Raw genomic sequence first — 17679 nt, 5'->3', positions numbered from 1 at the left:
AGGGGTGCAGCGCTTGCTCGACCGGCGGGGTTGGTTGGCGGGGTTTCGACTCGCTGCGCTCGCTCAACCAGCGGAAGGGGCGCTGCGCTCGCTCAACCAGCAGAGGGTGGTGCGCTCGCTCAACCCAGCGGAAGGGGCGCTGTGCTCGCTCAACCGGCCGGGGTGCTTCGCTCGCCGCTGTCCGGCCTACGAACTCGCCAGCGCTGTGCCGTCGACGTAGAGCCACTCCCTGCCCTGCTTCACGAACCGGCTTCGTTCGTGCAGGGATCCGCGACCGTCGGGACCACGGTAGAACGCCTCGAACTCGACCACGCCGGTGGTGTCGAACGGCCCACCGCCTTCGGTTGCGAGGACGTCGAGGCGCCGCCACGAGAGGTCGTCGTCGAGCGACAGTTCCGGCGGGCGTTTGGTGGGGTGCCAGGTGTCGAGTAGATAGTCGGCGTCGTCGACGACGAAGGCCGTGTAGCGCGACCGCATCAGCCGCTCGGCAGTCGGCGCCGGTGCACCGGCGAGGAGTGGTCGGCAACAGTCGCCGAACACGTCCCCGCTACTGCACGGGCACCGACTACCGGCGTCGAGAGCTGAACTCACGGAGCCCAGGTACGCGCGGCCTGCTCGGTGCGCTCGGTCGACGCCGGGTTGGACACGCGGTAGGCGCGGTTGACCGCGGACACCACGGCACGTAGCGACGCGGTGGTGATCGACGACGCGATACCGACGCCCCACACGATCTCGCCGTTGACCTCGGCCTCGACGTACGACGCCGCGCTGGCGTCGTCGCCCGCAGTCATCGCGTGCTCGGCGTAGTCGAGGATGCGAACGTCGTAGCCGACCGTGGACAGTGCCTGCACGAAGGCCGCGAGCGGGCCGTTGCCGACGCCGGAGATCTCCTTCTCCACACCGTCGACCTTGACGACCGCGGTGATCGCGTCGTCGCCGTCGTCGGTCTCGGCGGCGTCGACCTTCTGCCGCATCCGCTCCAGCGGACGGATCGGGTTGAGGTACTCGTCGGCGAAGACGTCCCACATCTCCTTGGGCGACACCTCGCCGCCCTCGCCGTCGGTCAGCTTCTGGATCTCACGGCTGAACTCGATCTGCAGCCGACGCGGCAGGTTCATGCCGTGGTCGGCCTTCATGATGTAGGTGACGCCGCCCTTGCCGGACTGGCTGTTCACCCGGATCACGGCCTCGTAGGTGCGCCCGACGTCCTTGGGGTCGATCGGCAGGTAAGGAACCTGCCAGAGGATGTCGTCGACGTCGGAATCGGCGTCGTCGGCGTCGTACTTCATCTGATCCAGGCCCTTGTTGATGGCATCCTGGTGACTGCCGGAGAAGGCGGTGTAGACCAGGTCGCCGCCGTAGGGGTGGCGCTCGGGGACGTTGAGCTGGTTGCAGTATTCGACGGTGCGACGGATCTCGTCGATGTCGGAGAAGCTGATCTGCGGGTCGACGCCGCGGCTGAACAGATTCATGCCCAGGGTCACCAGGCAGACGTTGCCGGTGCGCTCGCCGTTGCCGAACAGGCAGCCCTCGATGCGGTCGGCGCCGGCCTGGAAACCCAGCTCGGCGGCGGCGACGGCGGTGCCGCGGTCGTTGTGCGGGTGCAGGCTCAGGATGATCGAGTCGCGGCGGGCCAGATTGCGGTGCATCCACTCGATCGAGTCGGCGTACACGTTGGGCGTGGCCATCTCGACGGTCGCGGGCAGGTTGATGATCATCGGATTCTGCGGCGTCGGCGCGATGATCTCGGTGACCGCGTCGCAGACTTCCTTGGCGTAGCTCAGCTCGGTGCCGGTGTAGGACTCCGGAGAGTATTCGTAACGCCAGTTGGTGTCCGGGTACTTCTTCTGCTCCGACAGGCACAGGTGCGCGGCGTCGGTGGCGATCTTGGTGATCGCGGCCTTGTCGGCGCGGAACACGACCCGACGCTGCAGCACCGACGTCGAGTTATAGAAGTGGACGATCACGTTCGCCGCGCCGCGGCACGCCTCGAAGGTGCGGACGATCAGTTCCTCGCGGCACTGCGTCAGCACCTGGATGGTGACGTCGGAGGGGATGGCGTCGTCTTCGATGATCTCGCGGACGAAGTCGTAGTCGGTCTGGCTGGCCGACGGGAACCCGACCTCGATCTCCTTGTAGCCCATGCGGACCAGCAGATCGAACATGCGGCGCTTGCGCGCGGGACTCATCGGATCGATGAGGGCCTGATTGCCGTCACGCAGATCGACGGCGCCCCACATCGGCGCTCGGTTGATGACCTTGTCGGGCCAGGTGCGGTCGGGCAGCGAGATGGTTTCGACTTCGTCGGCGAACTGACGGTAGCGGTGGACGGGCATCGCGGAGTTGCGCTGGGTGTTCCAGGCGGGCTGTCCGGCGGGGATGGGGCCGGTGGGTTCGACGATGCGACTCACGCCCGAGGAAAAGGAATCTGCAGGTGTCATTTGAGGTCAATCTCCATGTGATCAGGATAACTTCTTCGAAGAAGATGACCGGCATACGACAAGGCCCCGCGACGGAGGGCCGGTCGGTCAGACCCCGCCGCGGCACCCGAGAAGGAGCGCACGCTGCATGGATCCAGCCTAGCGCGCGGCGGCGCCCAGTCCAAGCCGGCACCGGTTATTCCCGATTGCAGCGCGTCTTAAGCAAAGTCAAAGGTTTGCCATGTTTAACTGCGACTACCCGTGAAACCGGATATGGCGCATCATGCGCTGCCCGGCCCGCCACTGGGGCGAGGTCAGAAAGGAAACCTATGACTATCAATACTTCCGCACTTCGGCGACGGCTCGGGGTGGCCGTCGCCGGAGCCGGTGCCGCAGCGGTTCTGATGACCGGCGCCGGACTGGCCAGCGCGGCTCCGAACCACATGATGCCCGGACCGTCGCACAGCGCTCCGAGGGTGGCGGGCACCAACTGCACCGTCGTTCAGGTTGAGCGTGCGCTCGCCAAGGAAGATCCGGCGCTGTGGAACAAGATCAACGCAACTCCGATGCGCAAGAAGCACTTTGAGCAGTGGCTGCTGATGACTCCGCAGCAGCGCAAGGACAAGCGTGCCGAGTTCCGCAAGGCGCACCCGCAGTGGAAGAACCACCACAAGAAGTTCACGCCGGCTGAGAAGGCGAAGATGAAGGCGGTCAAGGACCGGGTGATCGCTACCTGCAGTCAGTTCTGATCTGCGCCAACGGTTTTGATCCGACGCGGGTCCGTCAGTTCGCTGACGGGCCCGCGTCGTCGTCGTTCAGGCCGCGCATGCGGGCCCGGAGTCGGTCCGCGGTCGTTGCGTCCACCGGCTCGCCGGTGGGTGCCCGCCAGCATGCGGCGAGCACGTCGTAGGCGCTGCTGCACACCGAAAGGTGATGTGGCCATTCGACTTTCGCCCAGGCCGGTTCGTCGAGGGCGGCGTTGGACCCGGCGGTGTCGGCGCCCAGCAACGTCCACTGCAAATCCCGGCGCATCGTCGACGCCGGTGGCCGCAGCGGGGTTTGCGTGACGGCGACGTCGAGTAGCGCCCGTGCTCGACCGAGGGTGCGTCGTTGAGCCAGACGCAGGGTGGCCCGGTGGCCGTGGCGCCACAGCACCCAGAGAGAGGCGATGGCGAGGGTCACGCCGATCGTGGTCTCGGCGAGGCGGCTGCCCGCCGTCGACCACACGGCGTTCGCGCCGCTGGGTGAACTCATCAGCAGGGCGAGCGGCGTGATGAACACCGCCGCGAGTCCGTAGTTGCTGGCGACGGTCAGTTCGATGAGGAAGTTCAACGCGGCCAGCAAGAGGATGAGGGTCAGCTGATTCGGCTCAGTCGAGTGGATTACGACGAATAGCGCCAGACCGAGTGACGTGCCGATCATCCGCTGGACGCCGCGCAACGAGCCGCGGACACGGTCGGGGCCCATTTGCAGAACCAGTACGACGGCGATGATCGCCCAATCGGGTCTGCCCAGCGCGAGGATGATCGACAGCGCGCCGGCCAGCAGTGATGCGATCACCAGTCGCCCGGCGCTGTAGGCGGGCAACGTGTGCGCATGCGCCGACTCGCTCAGGCGATGAACGATCGAGGGCCGCGGAAGCGGTGGCGGATAACCGGATTCGGTCACCTCCGTCGACGTGCCGTCGGGCGCGCCGGCCAGTCGCTGGTGGGCGGCCCAGAGTCGATCGGCGAGCTCGCCGTCGGTTTGGGCGGCGTCGTGCAGGACCGTCCACGCGTTGTGAAGTTGCTCGCCGGCGACGTTGCGCGACGCCTGAGCGGCCAGTTCCGCGGTGGACGCGGAATCGGCGTCGAGGAACCTGCCGACGGCCGTGATAGCCGCGTCGATCGCGGCCGTCTGAGGCTTGTCACGGGACCATAGCGCGGGGGCCATGGATACCACCAACGACGACGCGACGCCCAGTGCGGTACAGCCGACGACGATCGCCGGGTCGATGCCGTGACTGACGACCACCCAGCCGACACCCGCGGTGAGCACCACGAACATCGGCCCCGGTGGCCCCGCGCGCACCGCGGTGCCGATGAAGACAGCCGTGCCGGCGAGCAACGACATCACGACGACGAGTACCGCGGCGCGCAGGTTCGCGTCGGTGATCCGCGACTGCAGCAACTCGGAGAGGTACCCGCCGGCAGCCACCGAGGCGATGAGAATGGCGCCGATCGTCGCGACGACTCGCCAGCGGACTCGGAACGGTCGGTTCTCGCCGTACAACATGGCGAACGTGCCGAGCGCGACGAGCAGCGCGTAGGCGCCGTGCCCCGCCAGCCACATTCCAAGTGCCGGGACAGCGAGGGTGAGCGCTGACCGCACCGCGACCGGCCAGCGTGAACCGAGGCCCGGCGCCGAGAGGAACGTCTGCCAGGCCCGCGGGCGTGGGGGCGGTGTGGTCACCGACCTATCGTGCCTGCTTTTCGTTCGCAGGGAGAACTAACGCGACGACGACGGCCATCGCGATGAGCAACACGCCCGACAGCCCGACGGCGACGTGCACACCGTCGACGAACGAGGACTTCGCCGCGGCAATGGTCGGGGCATCGGAGGTCGCGGAGATCACCTGGTCGAGGGTGCCCGCGAAGCGTTCACCGGACGGCGCCGTGCCGCGCTGGAACACCACCGCCGCCAATGATCCCATCAGGGCGAGGCCGAGTGCATCGCCCAGTTCGAAGCTGGTTTCCGAGATGCCGGTGGCGGCTCCGGCCCGTTCGGGGGCCACCGAGGACACGGCGACGTCGGAGACGAGGCTGAACGCGATGCCGTAGCCGATGCCCGCGATTGCGGAGCCGGCGAGGTACGCCCAGATGCCACCGTCGACGCCGATGCCCAACAGCATGAGATTGCCGATCGCCGATGCTGTCAGCGCAGTGATGAAACCCCTTCGCGCGCCGAGCTTTTCGGTGATCCGTGCCGCGCCGATGGAGAACATGAACACCGTGACGGCCATCGGCATGCCGAGCAGCGCGGCGTCGAACGGTTCACGTCCCGTTACCGTTTGCAGGTAGATCGACGACAGGTAGCTCAGCGCGGCGAGCGAGATCATGCCGACCAGACTGGAGCCGATGGCGACGCCGAACCGCTTGTTGGACAACAGTTTCAGGTCGAGCAGTGGATTCTCGGTCCGACGCTCGTGAGCGACGAAGATCGCCAGCATAATCAGCCCGGCGATGCCGGTCACCGCGGCGGTGACGTCGGGGCCGTCGACCGCGGCGTGCTTGATCGCGTAGATGGTCGGCAGAATTCCCGCGAGGGACAGTCCGACGCCGACGACGTCGAAGCTGCCGGTGCGTTCGGCCCGATGCTCGGGCAGCAGGAACGGCCCGACGACAAGCAGGATCGCCAGCACCGGAAGGTTGATCAGGAACACCGAACCCCACCAGAAGTGTTGCAGCAGAACACCTCCGATGACCGGGCCGACCGCGGTACCACCGGCGAACATCGCGGTCCAGATGCCGATGGCGCGGGCGCGCTGTGCGGCGTCGGGGAACATCGTCGAGATGAGCGACAGGCTCGACGGCAACAGCGTCGCGCCGCCGATACCCATCAGTGCGCGGGCGGCGATGAGCATGGCCGGGTCGACGGAGAGCGCGGCGATCACCGAACCGATACCGAACACGGCGGCGCCGGCGAGGAGCAACAGACGGCGTCCGATGCGGTCGCCGAGATTACCCATCGTGATGAGCAGCCCGGCCAGCAGGAAGCCGTAGATGTCGAGGATCCACAGCGACTGCGCGGCGGTGGGATGCAGGTGATGGGTGAGGGTCGGCAACGCCAGGTACAGCACGGAGACGTCCATCGACACGAGCAGAATCGGCAGTGCGAGGACCGCCAGGCCGAACCAAGCGCGCCGCGAGTCGCCGCTGGTGGCGGGTGCGGTCGGCGAGTCGATGGCCATGGGGCGTCCTTCTGTCGATGTGCGTACGGCGTACGCGTCGCTTGCTCAACGTGAACAGTAATCAATGAGTACGCTGTACGCAATCAAGATATTCCGCGCACGGAGTAGGGAGTGATCGCCGATGGCCGCGGCCGCCAAGCTGACGATGTCGGTGATCGTCGACGCCGCGATAGATCTGGCCGACGCGGAGGGGATTGCGGCACTGTCGATGCGGAAGCTGGCCGACCAACTCGGCGTCGGCGCGATGTCGTTGTATCGGCATGTGGCCGACAAGGATCAGCTGGTACGCGAGATGGCCGAGGAGGCCGGGCGTCGCTACCCATACCCGATCGACGAGCCCGGTCCGTGGACGTGGCGTGAGCGGGTGAACATCGCCGTCGACGTGGATTGGGCGCTTTACCAACGACATCCGTGGATGGTGCTCGCGTATGCGTCGCCGCGCTTCACCTTCTCCGACACGTCGATGCAGTGTCTACGCTGGCTGGCCGACGGACTCGCCGAGTTGGGCCGCGGTGAAGAGGCGTCGATCGATATGGCGCTTGCGGTATGGAATCTCATCAACGGTGTCGCGCTGGCGATGGTCGCCGACGGGCTCATCATCGCGCAGGGAATCGAGCGGGCCGTCGAGGTGCCGAGGGTGGACTTGCGTGAACGGCTGGACAACGGCGTCGAGTATCTGTGCCGGGGTTTCGCGGGGTGAGGGGTGTCGGTGTCAAACAGTCGGACCGCCGTGCGGCGGCGGTTGGCTATGCGGGTGTCGATGCGAATCTCGTTGTCTGACTTGACCCGTGCCTGCGGACACGGTCAATGGACATAGTCGCCGGTGCAGATGTTGATGTAGGAATTCGGATTGAAGGATTCGCCTTTGGAGGGGAAGTACCATTCGATCGCCTGGTACATGAGTCGCCCCTGGCACTGCCCGAGATTGAAGGCGACGATCGTGGCCGGCGTTTGCTTGCCTTGGGCTACGTAACCGCCGTCCGGAACGTAGATGCCGGTGCCGCTGCCGGTGGCGGTCGATCCTCCCCACGACGACCAAGTGATGTTGTCGACGATGCCGGTGGGGTCGCCGCCGTTGTAAACGTCGGTTGGGCGGACCTCGCCGTAGCCCTTCTGGTTCGGCGCCCACACTGTGCCCAGCGTCGGGGCATCCGCTGTCGATGTCGTCGCAGGGGCGGTGGTGACCGGATCGGGGCATCCGATTGGGACGCGGGGCGCGGTCATCGGAGCAGTGAGTCGACCGGCTGAGTCGGTGGTGAAGTACAGCTGACCGGAAGTATTCGGCTGGGTGACGATGGTGAATGTCTTCTGCACCATGCCGGTGGTCGTCAGTCGGGTGATAGCCGCCGTAGGATAGGCGGCGCGCAGTTGCGTTTCGGTGGTGGGGTCGTGCGGTACCAGCGCGGTTCCTGCGCCTGTGGGAGCCGCGATCGTCGACAGGCGTTTGCTCTTGGCCGTGAAGCCGACGGCGAGAGACTCGCCGGATGGCGCTGTTGCCGTGTAAGTGATGCAACCGTCACCCGTGCCAGGCATGGTCAATCGGTAGCCCCGCTGCGACACCTCGGTCGACGACATTCCCAGCTGGATGTCGTTGTAGGTCCCGAATCCCAAGCCCTTCGGTGCGGTCACCGTGGACGAAGGAGCGTCAGAGGGCGTCGGCGTGTTCGGTGCCGAGCATGAAGCGACGGCCAGGAGAGTCAACAGAGCAGCAGCCGTGCCGATCCGCACTGAGATACGGCCGCCGACAACGGCGCGAGTCGATGACGTGGACGTTGTTCGGACAATGCGGGAACGGCGAGGTCCGCGGCGATCTGTACGGGAGTGCGTGGGCATTGCATACTCCTTCCGGCGGTGGTGGCTCTTGGGAGCCGTCGGGCACGGGGCGGTGGTGAGTGGTGCCGCGGACCGTCTGTTCGGGCGCGGTCAGCTCAGACGGCGGCGCGTTCATTGAGGGTGGCGGACATGTCGTCGATTGTGCAGAGGCCGTCTTCGATGGCACGGATCAGCAGGCTGATCTTGCTGTTGGCGGGCCGCCCGGCCAGGCTGTACTTCTCCCGGATGCGGGCGAGATGGGTGTGGACGGTCGACTCGCTGATGAAGAGCCGTTCTGCGACGACACTTTTGGACTCGGTGTGCAGCCAGTGGGTCAGTACTTCGACTTCTCGGGTACTCAGAGTCGTGGTCGGAGTGGCGATCGTGTAAGTCATAGCGTCCTCCTTTGTGGGTGTGAGAAGAACGCTACGGTGCCGGCGTCGGGTGGGGGAGACGCATATTTGCGGGGCCCGCACTTGGGGGGCACTGTTAGGACTGTTACGAAACAATATGCTGGAGAACAGGTTTCAATCGCGACGTCGCGGATTGGCTACGGGCAGTACAGCGTGTAGTGCCATTCGGTGTCATTGGGGCCGGTCACCTGGACGACGACGGAACTGTCGTTGCCGCTGGGCACCCGTACGCGCAAGGTGCCCTGGCCTTCGTTGATGTTGTCGCCGACGTAGCCGGTGTCGCCGACGGTGCGGCCCTGATACGTCACGACGATCCGATCGGGGATGTTCTCGGTGTGGTACACGAGGTTGAACGACATCGGCCCGGTGCGGCCCATGAGGTAGCGGGTGGTGGTTACGCCGGCGCCGCCGGACTTCGTCTGAGCGTTGCAGCTTTGAACGGTGGGTGCCCCTTGATTTCCTCCTCCGCCGCCTCCGCTGCCGGTGCTGCCGAAGATTCCACCGAGAATCGACGATCCGATGTCGAGGGAGCCGGTGATGGGGTCGGCCGATGCGATGCCGGGCGCGACGAAGGAGGCCGCAACTGTTGCAGCTGCTATGCAGAGTCGAAAGTTCTTGCCGGACTTGTGATTCACTGTCTCTCCTCGAAATGGCGACGCTTCGACTCTGTACGGTAACGACGCGTCGGACCGGCGAGTATCGTCCAAACGGGTCAAATGGGGCACCGGTGCGACGTGACGAAATCGGGAAAATAGCAGGTCGCCGAGGGTAGAATGCCCTTGCCGGGACAACTGTCGACAGATTTCGTAAGCGACCCCGAGCGAGAACCCCCCACCGGCACCATTCCATCACCTCCTAACGGAATTCACGAACCATTCCGTCGGGCGTGATCTCCGCACGTACTGCATCACCCGACTCGGGGCGTACCAGCACCGACGCCGCAATCGGCCGATCTGGCGCTGAGATTCGCACGAAGATCTGACCGGCTGTTGCGGCGTCGAGGGCCTTTAGCGCACGATCTTGCAGCGCGGCGATGACGTCGGGATTGAGACTGGACTCGGCGTCACCGGCGGCCGAGTCGTCGATCAACACCACTTCGACGCCGCGATTACGTGCGTTGAAAGCGGCGACGTCCAGACCGAGGTGGGCGAGAAGTGGCGCTCGCAATTGGTCTCGCAGGTGCGCTTCGAGGGCAGCGCAGGCACCTCGCTCGTCGTCGGTCAGTGGGTTTCCGCTAGCGATTCGACCGAGCAGCGGTCGAGCGAGACTGTTAAGTCGATCGGCTTGGCGTGATCGCTCGTCGGCGGCAGCGTCGTCGGCGGATGCCTGGGCGATCCGCTCGATTGTGTAGTTACGCAGCGCGAAAACCGTTCGTGCGGTTGGCCGCAACATCATCGCGAACATCAATGACATGAACAGGGGAGCGGCGTCGACGGCGACCAAAGCACATGCGGTGATGACGCTCAGGTGTCGGAGATACGCCCAGACCGCGCAGACGACGATCATCAGGACCAACCCCAGCCACGGTGCGACATACCTGCCGCGCACGGTCATGAAGCAGTACACGGCAGTCCCACCGCCGTGGATCCAGGTGAACAAGAGTGACGACAGGTCGAGCGCGGGCGTTGCGCTGAGGATCAGAGCGCAACCGAGAGGACCGGACAGCACGAGAAGCACCGTCAACCTGGTGGGAAGCGGGTCGTCGCCCATACGCACGACGACAATGGCCGCGGCACTGAAGACAGTCAGTCCGGCAACGAGCAGAACGGGATTGGTAACGACGTCGAATTGATAGACCGCAACGATGGTCATCGCCGCGATATAGGTCGCGAGGACAGCCCAGGCGTAATTGGTCCGCATTCCAAGAAGATCGCGGACGTCCTCGGCGGCGAGAGGTGCGGTCATGCGCGCCACTCAAGGGTGATCCGCGTGCCAGTACCAGGAGCCGAGTCGACGTCGGCGCGGCATCCAGGTGTCTTGGCCATTCGCCCGCGAATACTTCCCGAGATGCCGAATCGTGCGTCGGGCACGGAGGAAGGGTCGAAGCCCACGCCGTCGTCGACGATCCGCACGGTGAGCGCGGCGTCGTGCAAGGTCACATCCACGGTGGTGACTGCGTCGGAGCCGGCGTGAAGTCGGCTGTTACGCACGGCTTCTGCTGTCGCGGCCGAAACCGCGGCGACGACGGTTCTCGGTACCGGGCTCAGGGCGGGACTCGCGTGGCTGACCGTCGCGACGACGGCGGGGTGTGCCAAGTCGATGGACGACCGAATCTGACGGAATACTTCCGCGGGGGCGATCGCTATGTCGTCGTCGACGGATGCGGTTCTCTCGATGTCTGCGATGGCGTTGCGCGCGTGCTGGGTGAGTTCGGGAGAGCTGCCCACTCGTGAAGCCAGCAAGAGGGTGGCCATCACACTGTCGTGAGTGAGGGCGTCGAACCTGCTGCGTTCAGCTGCTCTGGCGTGCGCGGCTGCGGCGGCCGCTGAGGCCGAACGGGCGTGCGCGCGTGTCGAATCGAGGAGAGACGCGGTTGTCGAAAGCATCGTGCCGGCAGCGACGAAGACCAGCGAGAAGCCGATCGCCCAGGCCAGGTCGGGGACCACGGAGTCGTTCAATTCAGGAGGCCGAATCAGGTGATTGATCGCTGTGCTGGCCACGGCGAGAACCGCGAGTACGACGAATGCGTAGCGGGCGCGGAATGCGATTGTCGCGGTCAACGCGGTGACGCCGAAGAACATGGAAAACCAGATCCCGGTGGTGGTGTTGACTTCGGTACCTTTCCAGCCGATGGGCCATGTTGCCACTGCGACAATGAATCCCGCCACCGCGACCGCGGCGAGGATACGCACGGACCGGGCGGGCACCCACCAACTGACGAGACCCAACGACAGCCCGGGCACGAAGATCACGACAAGTGCCAGGGCCGTCCACCAGGTGCGCATGGAATTAGTCGAGTCGGCGATGACCGGTATGGCGGCGAGACCGTAGGCGGCGTAGCCGACGGTCACGAACACCGCGGTGAACCGAAGGATGCGGATTCCGGCGAGCCGGTCGTTGGTCTCGTCGACGGGCGTCAGCGCGGTGGTTTGCGGCGGCGACGCCGGGGCATTGGCAGCCATCCATCCTCGATTGCGCGTTTCAGGAGATCGGTCTTGGTCGGGGCGGGACGACCCACGGCGGTGTATCGGGCTCGGATGCGGTTGACGTAGTCGGTGACGGTGTCGGAACTGATGCCGAGTTCTCGCGCGACGCGACTCTGCGACTCGCCGGCGGCATACAACTGCAGAACCCGACGCTGTTGCGGTGACAGATCGACGAAGCCGTCGTCGGAATCGATTGCGGCGGCCCAGTCGATGCTCGGTACGACGTTGCCGCGCAAAGCTTCTCGAATCGACGACAGCAGCTCCTCTTCGCGGGAGTTCTTACGGACGACGCCGAGTACTCCGGCGCTGGCTGCCTCGCGGACGAGGAAGAGCTCGTCGCCTGAGGTGTAGACGAGTATCGGAATGTGGTGTGCGCTGAGTTGAGCGATGTTGTCGGTGGGGGTGCTGTCGTCGCCGAGGCGCAAGTCGAGGAGCACGAGGGCGAGATTCTTCGTGAGAGCAAGCAATTCGGCCACAGTTCCTGCCGCGGCGACTAGGTCCAGGTCGGGCTGATCGTCGAACGTCGCTCGGATGCCGCGGACGATCTGATCATGGTCGTCCACGATCCCGATGCGCGTGTTGGGGGCCGCCTCCGTCATGGAGACCATCTTCCCCGACGACTCTCAGCGCTCTATCAGGAACCTCCCAATTCGATGTGCGGAATCGGACATATCGGTGGTGCGAGGGCCGTGGCATTTCGATGTGCGACTACGCGATGTGGCGTTCAAGGGCCATGGCTGAGCTGGCGAATTGGTTGCGGTCGATGGCGGCCGCGATGTCGTCGAGCGTGCACAGGCCGTCTTCGATGGCGCGGATCAGCAGTGCGATCTTGCTGGTCGCGGGTCTGCCGGCGGCGCTGTACTTGTCTCGGATCCGGGCAAGATGAGTATGCACGGTGCACTCGGTGATGAAGAGTTCGCGCGCGACCTCTTGCTTGGTCGCGTAGCCGAGCCAGTGGATGAGAACTTCCTGCTCGCGGCCGCTGAGATCGGTGGTCGGGGCGGTGCAATGCATGGCTGCCTCCTGTCGGGACTGATCCGTTGTCCGAAACGCTATTGCACGCATGGGAGCCGCGGCAGCCGAGATTTTCTGTGTCCCCAGAAGTTGGGGCTTCATTAGTTCAGTGTTCGAATGGTTTTGTAGATGCATTGTCCTCCATTTGTGCGACGGTGATTAACATTTCGGCTTTCCGTCGTGATGACACGCCTTTTGCCAGTGGGGTCTTCGCGGCCGCAACGGTCCACCTTCGTTGCAGAGGTGTAACCCGGTTGGTCGATGGATCCGTGTTCCTCGGCTCACTATCGTAACTTCTGTGGAACACCCACGGCCGCTGATTTGAAGCGAACCTGCACACTCGAGCCGGCTGTTCTGAGGTGACAGTATTCCATATCATTCAACTGACCAGTAAGGCTGACCATGGAAATTGTGATATTGATCGGACTGCTACTTGTGGTGGGACTGATCTTGTATGTTATCGAAAGTATTGCCGATGGTGTGATTCTGGCGATGTTCGGCGTGATTGGCCATTTCTATCGAAGGCTGCCGGGTGTTCTGCAGATCTTTTTGGGCGTCGTTGCAAGCCTCGCGATCGTAGTGGTATTTGTGAAGGCGTTCGGACTGTGGATTCTGGTTCTCATAGCGGCCGCCGGGGCGGCTGCAGTCTTTTGGTACTTCCGCTCGTTTCCCGAAGATATCAGCGAAACCAAGCGCCGCGAGAATCCTATTCTGGAGACTCTGTTTCCGCGCAAGGATGACTCGCCCGTCGACGGCGGTAGTGGAAGTCAGGCTCCACCGGCCACCGCAGATAACCCTGAGGGGATGGTCTGAACCTATGGCGTAGTGGAGATGATCGGCACTGATGCGTCAGAACGAATGACCTTCGCTCGGTAGAACGCAACGAGATAGCTGTATCGGTATCGATTGAAAGGTATGTTGATGAGAGAGAAACTGCGAGTCGCGTGCGTTGGTGTCGCATGCGTATCGCTCTTGATGGCTTGTAGTACTTCTGCTGCCGACCAGTACTCGGGAGATCCCGTGCTTCAGAAGAATGCAAAAGAGTCGTGCGAATCCGCGAAGGGAATGCCGGACCTGGGTGTCAACTTCAATTGGACTCACAATCTCACAGGTGACTTCGATCCGAGCTTCGAGGACCGCGGTACCTTCGATTGGGGTTACTATACGGGCAGCAAGGTGAAGACATATGAGTTTGTCTGTACGGGTAGATTCGATGATTCGCATCTCTTTGCGCAGTCAGTCCTAGATTCGATCAATACGACCGACGGTTGACAGGTCGCTGCAGTCTTGACGTGAATGCCGACAGTTGTGATTGAGTCTACGAGGGGTGCGGCTCTCTGCTGAGAGCCGTTTGTAGGCGGGCGCCGAATACCGCGGGCAGGACGTTGCGTGCGATTGGCGTCGATCACGCCTGCGGCGACGACGTCAGTACGGCGGCATTGGCCGCGCGGGCGCAGTGCCATTCGGCCGACGCGCAGCAGCTGATCAATGCCCTCGCTTCGTCGGCTTCCACCAGGGCCGAGGCGAGAGCCCGGCGTGCTGTGCGGCGGCGCGAAGTTCGGCTTTGGTTCGCGCGGGTCGTCCGATCGCCTCGTATTTGTCCTTGATCCGCCGAAGATAGACGTTGACCGTATTGGTCGACACCCCGAGAAGCTCGGCAACGCTCTTGGCCGTTTCGCCAGACGCCCACATCGCTAACACCTCACGTTCGCGAGGACTCAATTGCGGAACGAATTCACCGTCGGAGTCGATAGCCGCCGCCCAATCGGTCGACGCGACAGGTTCGCCGAGAAGGGCGCTCTCGACAGCGCCCGCGATGACCTCGTCGGGCTCGGACTTTCGCACGATGCCGAGCACACCTGCTCGTACAGCCGCCCGAACCAGCTCGGGCCGCTCGCCGGAGGTGATCACCAATACGCGGTGCCCCGCGGCGTTCAATCTGTCGACATTTTCGGTGGGTTCGGTAGCGTCGCCGAGGATGAGATCGAGAATGACCAGATCGAACATCCCCGCTGAGTTGACAAGATCGTCCACTGTGGAGAAGTGCTCGACAGTGAGAACTGAACCTTCATATCGGAGCAGTGCCGCCAATCCGCGAACCCAGATCGCGTGATCTTCGACCACCGCTATCCGCCGATTCGGCTCTCCCAGTTCGACAAGTAAGTCAGACACGCTCAGAATCACCTTCACTATCGGTCGCTCACCGCGCCAGAGGAGTCGACGCCGATTCGGCGCACCGTATCGTCGTGACGCGTTGTCACAATAGTTGCCCGTGGGCCGGAATGTTCAGGCGTCAGACGGATCGTGACCCTAGTCGATCGACCTGCCTCGCCGAGTGCCGTCGCGGCGGTCGATGCGAATCGCTCGAACGCGGCTCGGTCGTCGAAGGCTTCGCGTGTGCTGTCGTCGATGAGGACAACGTTCACTCCGCGGACGCGAGCTTGATATGCAGCACTGTCCAGGGCCTCGTTGATCAATCCGGGTGCGCGAAGTGCGCTGCGGAGCTGCGCTTCGGTGATCGCCGAGTGCTGCCGAAGCTCTGGCGACAACGGTTCTTCGACGATTCGGGTCAATATCGGCCGCGCGCGTTCATCCACCCTCGCCAGATGCCGTTTGCGATGCTCTATTGCCGAAGAACTCTCGGCAGCGCTCGCATGACGGAGATAGGACTCAGCCTGAAGGCGCCGCAAGCTACGCATCAGGGGACGAATGGTGCGCGCGAAGAATACGCACAGAAACAGGCCGACGGCCCACGAGACGACTTCGCCGATCCAGTAATCCATCGACTGGCCGGTGCGGTCGATGAACATCACCGGCGTAGCAGCGCACGCTGCGGTAAGAACGGTCGCCGCCCACAATCGCCCGCGAAGGCCCAGACCAATCGCGTACGCGACGGACACGTATCCGGCCCCGAGCATCTGGCTCGTGACAGGCGGCGTCGCCGTCAGCAGTAAAAGCGCTTCGGCGCATGGGATTCCGCACGCGACGACGAGAGCCGGGACGAGCGGCAACGGATCCGCGAGCGGTACGAACAGGTAGTAGGCAGCCACCCATCCCAAGATGATTGCGGCGGCACTAGACCAGACCGGGATGGCAGCGCCAGCGTATGTCGCCACGATCACCGTGTTGCCGACACCGAGCATGGCCACCGCGGCCCACATGTGCGCGTCGTGCAGGTCCAGCAGATCGCGGAACCCGGTATGCGTCATCTGCGACGACGTCGAGGGTCGGCTCCATGTCAGGCGAACAGTTGTGCCTCGATCACTCTCGACACGCAACGTGGCGTCGGGTACCGACGCCATGCGCTCACGCATTCTCGCCAAGCCGTATCGCCCCGCCGGCGTGCCGGCGAATCCAGGACCGTCGTCGGTCACGTCGACGACGAGGTGATCTGGGCCGGCATCGATGGTCACGACGACGTCGACGTCTCGGCCCGCGTGACGGTGACTATTGCGAACCGCCTCACGCGCTCCGTCGGCTATCGCGTCGACGACGGGTCCCGGATATTCACTCTCGGCGGAACGAATGATCAGGTGGACGTCGCCTGCCGCCTGGCAAGAGACTGCGATCTTGTCGATCGCAGCGCTCCCGGCCGTCGTCGGCGGTGATTCCGCCGAGTACTGGTCCAGTTGCGCGAGTGCTTGCCGCGCCTCGTCTCGCACGGCATCGTCGTCCGGCTGTCGGGCCGCGGCAAGCAACGCGGCCAGAATGAAGTCATGTAGAAGGTCGCCGACGCGGCCGCGCTCCTCCTGGCGTGCTCGCTCGGCGGCGTCACGAGCGGCCAGCCTATGGTTTGCGACCCAATTCGCGTCGACGGCGTTGGCCGCTGCAATCGCGATTCGAGACGCGGCCGCACAGATGACGGAGAGCACCAGGTTTCCGGTCAGTACCACGATGATGAACCTGCCGCCGTGGGGTGCGACGGCACTGTAGTACACGAACCGAGTGAGGGCGGTCATTGCGACGGCGTAAACGATCGCATCGCGCGTGCGCCATGCGATGGCGGCAGCGATACTTGCGACGACACTCAAGCCTTCGAGCCAGCCCGCGATGTCCGGCGGCACCATCCGGCCATCCCACGCCGCAAACCACGCGACGTAACAAGCCGCGTAGACCGCGGCGAATATCGCAGATCCACGGACTATGGACCGGGTCGACCGTCGGGCCGTCGCCACCGATAGAACAGCCGTTGCGATCGTGATCGAGACCGCGACGGTCGGCGGCCACCAGTCGGCGACGCCGGGCGTACCGGTGGTGAAGCGGTTCGCACCGTAGGTCGCCAGGTAGATGACGACCAGCACCACGACGAGGGACGCCAGCCGAACGTGAACTCGACGTTTCGCGTTCGGCGAAGCGGGTATTCCCCCTACGTCGGTGACCGGCACCTTACGGTAATACCACTTGACCGGGAGGCAGACGATAACCGCTCCTGAAAATGATTTCGTTACGCGACCGAACGTTGTCACCTACTTTTGGTGACTGTTTCCTTGATCGGATCGCTCGATACCCTCGGTTGCTCGACACATTTGTGGCGTCGACGCCATAGCACCCGCAAGTCGTAAGTTGCAGTCGTGATCCCGAGCGGACCGCGGCACGAAAGGATCGGTCATGCCCGAGCGAGGATTCATTGCAGGTCGCTGCATGTTGAGTACCCGGGAGATCGAGGTACTGCGTTCGTGGCTCATCAGTGATTCGAAGCGCGATGTTGCCGTGGAATTGTTCGTCACCGAAGCGACCGTCCATACTCATCTCGCTCGGATACGCGACAAGTACGCGGCGGCCGGACGGCCCGCTCCGTCGAAGGTCGCGCTTTTCGTGCGCGCCGTCGAGGACGGATATTGCACCATCGCGGACGTCGCTGATGTGATCGACCAGCAGAATGCGGAGTCGTCGCGACGGTTCGACATCGCGGTGTGATTCCCGCA

The 17679-nt window shown here is 64.1% G+C and carries 17 protein-coding genes; 4 read left to right on the top strand and 13 right to left on the bottom strand.

All coding sequences use genetic code 11. The features are described from left to right. Positions 1-186: 186 nt before the first annotated feature. Together HH308_RS28145 and leuA are read right to left on the bottom strand one after the other, a co-directional pair. A complete protein-coding gene (locus tag HH308_RS28145) occupies positions 187-540 on the bottom strand; it encodes a YchJ family protein (protein WP_312870883.1) in 354 nt (117 codons plus the stop codon). A gap of 47 nt (positions 541-587) precedes the next feature. Continuing rightward, positions 588-2441: a 2-isopropylmalate synthase gene (gene leuA, locus HH308_RS28140; RefSeq protein ID WP_170197601.1), complete on the bottom strand. Its 1854-nt coding sequence runs from the start codon at positions 2439-2441 to the stop codon at positions 588-590. 308 nt (positions 2442-2749) lie between these two features. On the opposite strand from leuA, the gene HH308_RS28135 reads away from it, so the two are divergent. Next, entirely contained in the window at positions 2750-3169 is a 420-nt protein-coding gene (locus HH308_RS28135) for a hemophore-related protein (RefSeq protein WP_170197600.1), read from the top strand. A gap of 34 nt (positions 3170-3203) precedes the next feature. Here HH308_RS28135 and HH308_RS28130 read toward each other — a convergent pair whose 3' ends face one another. Beyond that, positions 3204-4871, bottom strand: coding sequence for an FUSC family protein (locus HH308_RS28130; protein ID WP_170197599.1), 1668 nt, complete (start codon positions 4869-4871; stop codon positions 3204-3206). A gap of 4 nt (positions 4872-4875) precedes the next feature. Then, positions 4876-6369: an MFS transporter gene (locus HH308_RS28125; protein ID WP_170197598.1), complete on the bottom strand. Its 1494-nt coding sequence runs from the start codon at positions 6367-6369 to the stop codon at positions 4876-4878. Between the two features lie 121 nt (positions 6370-6490). Between HH308_RS28125 and HH308_RS28120 the strand changes: the two genes are divergently transcribed. Continuing rightward, positions 6491-7069: a TetR/AcrR family transcriptional regulator gene (locus HH308_RS28120; RefSeq protein ID WP_170197597.1), complete on the top strand. Its 579-nt coding sequence runs from the start codon at positions 6491-6493 to the stop codon at positions 7067-7069. A gap of 104 nt (positions 7070-7173) precedes the next feature. On the opposite strand, the gene HH308_RS28115 is transcribed toward HH308_RS28120, so the two are convergent. The 7 genes from HH308_RS28115 to HH308_RS28085 all read right to left on the bottom strand — a co-directional run bounded on the left by HH308_RS28115 (position 7174) and on the right by HH308_RS28085 (position 12754). Further along, positions 7174-7998 (bottom strand): hypothetical protein, encoded by an 825-nt coding sequence (locus tag HH308_RS28115; protein ID WP_170197596.1) that lies wholly within the window; start codon positions 7996-7998, stop codon positions 7174-7176. A 299-nt stretch (positions 7999-8297) separates the two neighbouring features. After that, on the bottom strand, positions 8298-8576 hold the full coding sequence (locus HH308_RS28110) for a LuxR C-terminal-related transcriptional regulator (RefSeq protein WP_170197595.1): 279 nt from the start codon (positions 8574-8576) through the stop codon (positions 8298-8300). Between the two features lie 155 nt (positions 8577-8731). After that, the gene (locus HH308_RS28105; protein ID WP_211188945.1) at positions 8732-9229 is read right to left on the bottom strand and encodes a hypothetical protein; all 498 of its coding nucleotides are present in this window, start codon (positions 9227-9229) and stop codon (positions 8732-8734) included. A 220-nt stretch (positions 9230-9449) separates the two neighbouring features. Next, on the bottom strand, positions 9450-10499 hold the full coding sequence (locus HH308_RS28100) for a DUF8320 family protein (RefSeq protein WP_170197594.1): 1050 nt from the start codon (positions 10497-10499) through the stop codon (positions 9450-9452). Next, on the bottom strand, positions 10496-11716 hold the full coding sequence (locus HH308_RS28095) for a sensor histidine kinase (RefSeq protein ID WP_170197593.1): 1221 nt from the start codon (positions 11714-11716) through the stop codon (positions 10496-10498). Before HH308_RS28095 ends, HH308_RS28100 begins: the two co-directional genes overlap by 4 nt. Continuing rightward, positions 11671-12339, bottom strand: a complete 669-nt coding sequence (locus HH308_RS28090; RefSeq protein WP_170197592.1) for a response regulator — start codon at positions 12337-12339, stop codon at positions 11671-11673. The genes HH308_RS28095 and HH308_RS28090 overlap by 46 nt, the downstream gene beginning before the upstream one ends. A 109-nt stretch (positions 12340-12448) precedes the next feature. After that, on the bottom strand, positions 12449-12754 hold the full coding sequence (locus tag HH308_RS28085) for a LuxR C-terminal-related transcriptional regulator (protein ID WP_170197591.1): 306 nt from the start codon (positions 12752-12754) through the stop codon (positions 12449-12451). A 402-nt stretch (positions 12755-13156) separates the two neighbouring features. On the opposite strand from HH308_RS28085, the gene HH308_RS28080 reads away from it, so the two are divergent. Further along, the gene (locus HH308_RS28080; protein ID WP_170197590.1) at positions 13157-13567 is read left to right on the top strand and encodes a hypothetical protein; all 411 of its coding nucleotides are present in this window, start codon (positions 13157-13159) and stop codon (positions 13565-13567) included. A 672-nt stretch (positions 13568-14239) separates the two neighbouring features. On the opposite strand, the gene HH308_RS28075 is transcribed toward HH308_RS28080, so the two are convergent. Together HH308_RS28075 and HH308_RS28070 are read right to left on the bottom strand one after the other, a co-directional pair. Continuing rightward, positions 14240-14926, bottom strand: a complete 687-nt coding sequence (locus tag HH308_RS28075; RefSeq protein ID WP_312870881.1) for a response regulator transcription factor — start codon at positions 14924-14926, stop codon at positions 14240-14242. Positions 14927-14943: 17 nt separating this feature from the next. Continuing rightward, on the bottom strand, positions 14944-17139 hold the full coding sequence (locus tag HH308_RS28070; protein ID WP_170197589.1) for a sensor histidine kinase: 2196 nt from the start codon (positions 17137-17139) through the stop codon (positions 14944-14946). 223 nt (positions 17140-17362) lie between these two features. Between HH308_RS28070 and HH308_RS28065 the strand changes: the two genes are divergently transcribed. After that, positions 17363-17671: a response regulator transcription factor gene (locus HH308_RS28065; protein WP_170197588.1), complete on the top strand. Its 309-nt coding sequence runs from the start codon at positions 17363-17365 to the stop codon at positions 17669-17671. Positions 17672-17679 lie beyond the last annotated feature (8 nt).

Source organism: Gordonia asplenii, from assembly GCF_012933505.1.
Classification (GTDB): Bacteria; Actinomycetota; Actinomycetes; order Mycobacteriales; family Mycobacteriaceae; genus Gordonia; species Gordonia asplenii.
The sequence above is the reverse complement of the archived record's forward strand: the minus strand, read 5'-3'. Positions and strand labels throughout refer to the sequence as shown.

Excerpts from the sequence above, each read along its gene's own strand:
- HH308_RS28120 (WP_170197597.1), top strand. The coding sequence starts at position 6,491 with ATGGCCGCGGCCGCCAAGCTGACGATGTCGGTGATCGTCGACGCCGCG.
- HH308_RS28090 (WP_170197592.1), bottom strand. The coding sequence starts at position 12,339 with ATGACGGAGGCGGCCCCCAACACGCGCATCGGGATCGTGGACGACCAT.
- HH308_RS28085 (WP_170197591.1), bottom strand. The coding sequence starts at position 12,754 with ATGCATTGCACCGCCCCGACCACCGATCTCAGCGGCCGCGAGCAGGAA.
- HH308_RS28080 (WP_170197590.1), top strand. The coding sequence starts at position 13,157 with ATGGAAATTGTGATATTGATCGGACTGCTACTTGTGGTGGGACTGATC.
- HH308_RS28065 (WP_170197588.1), top strand. The coding sequence starts at position 17,363 with ATGCCCGAGCGAGGATTCATTGCAGGTCGCTGCATGTTGAGTACCCGG.
- HH308_RS28135 (WP_170197600.1), top strand. The coding sequence starts at position 2,750 with ATGACTATCAATACTTCCGCACTTCGGCGACGGCTCGGGGTGGCCGTC.
- HH308_RS28095 (WP_170197593.1), bottom strand. The coding sequence starts at position 11,716 with ATGGCTGCCAATGCCCCGGCGTCGCCGCCGCAAACCACCGCGCTGACG.
- HH308_RS28110 (WP_170197595.1), bottom strand. The coding sequence starts at position 8,576 with ATGACTTACACGATCGCCACTCCGACCACGACTCTGAGTACCCGAGAA.
- HH308_RS28125 (WP_170197598.1), bottom strand. The coding sequence starts at position 6,369 with ATGGCCATCGACTCGCCGACCGCACCCGCCACCAGCGGCGACTCGCGG.
- HH308_RS28100 (WP_170197594.1), bottom strand. The coding sequence starts at position 10,499 with ATGACCGCACCTCTCGCCGCCGAGGACGTCCGCGATCTTCTTGGAATG.
- leuA (WP_170197601.1), bottom strand. The coding sequence starts at position 2,441 with ATGACACCTGCAGATTCCTTTTCCTCGGGCGTGAGTCGCATCGTCGAA.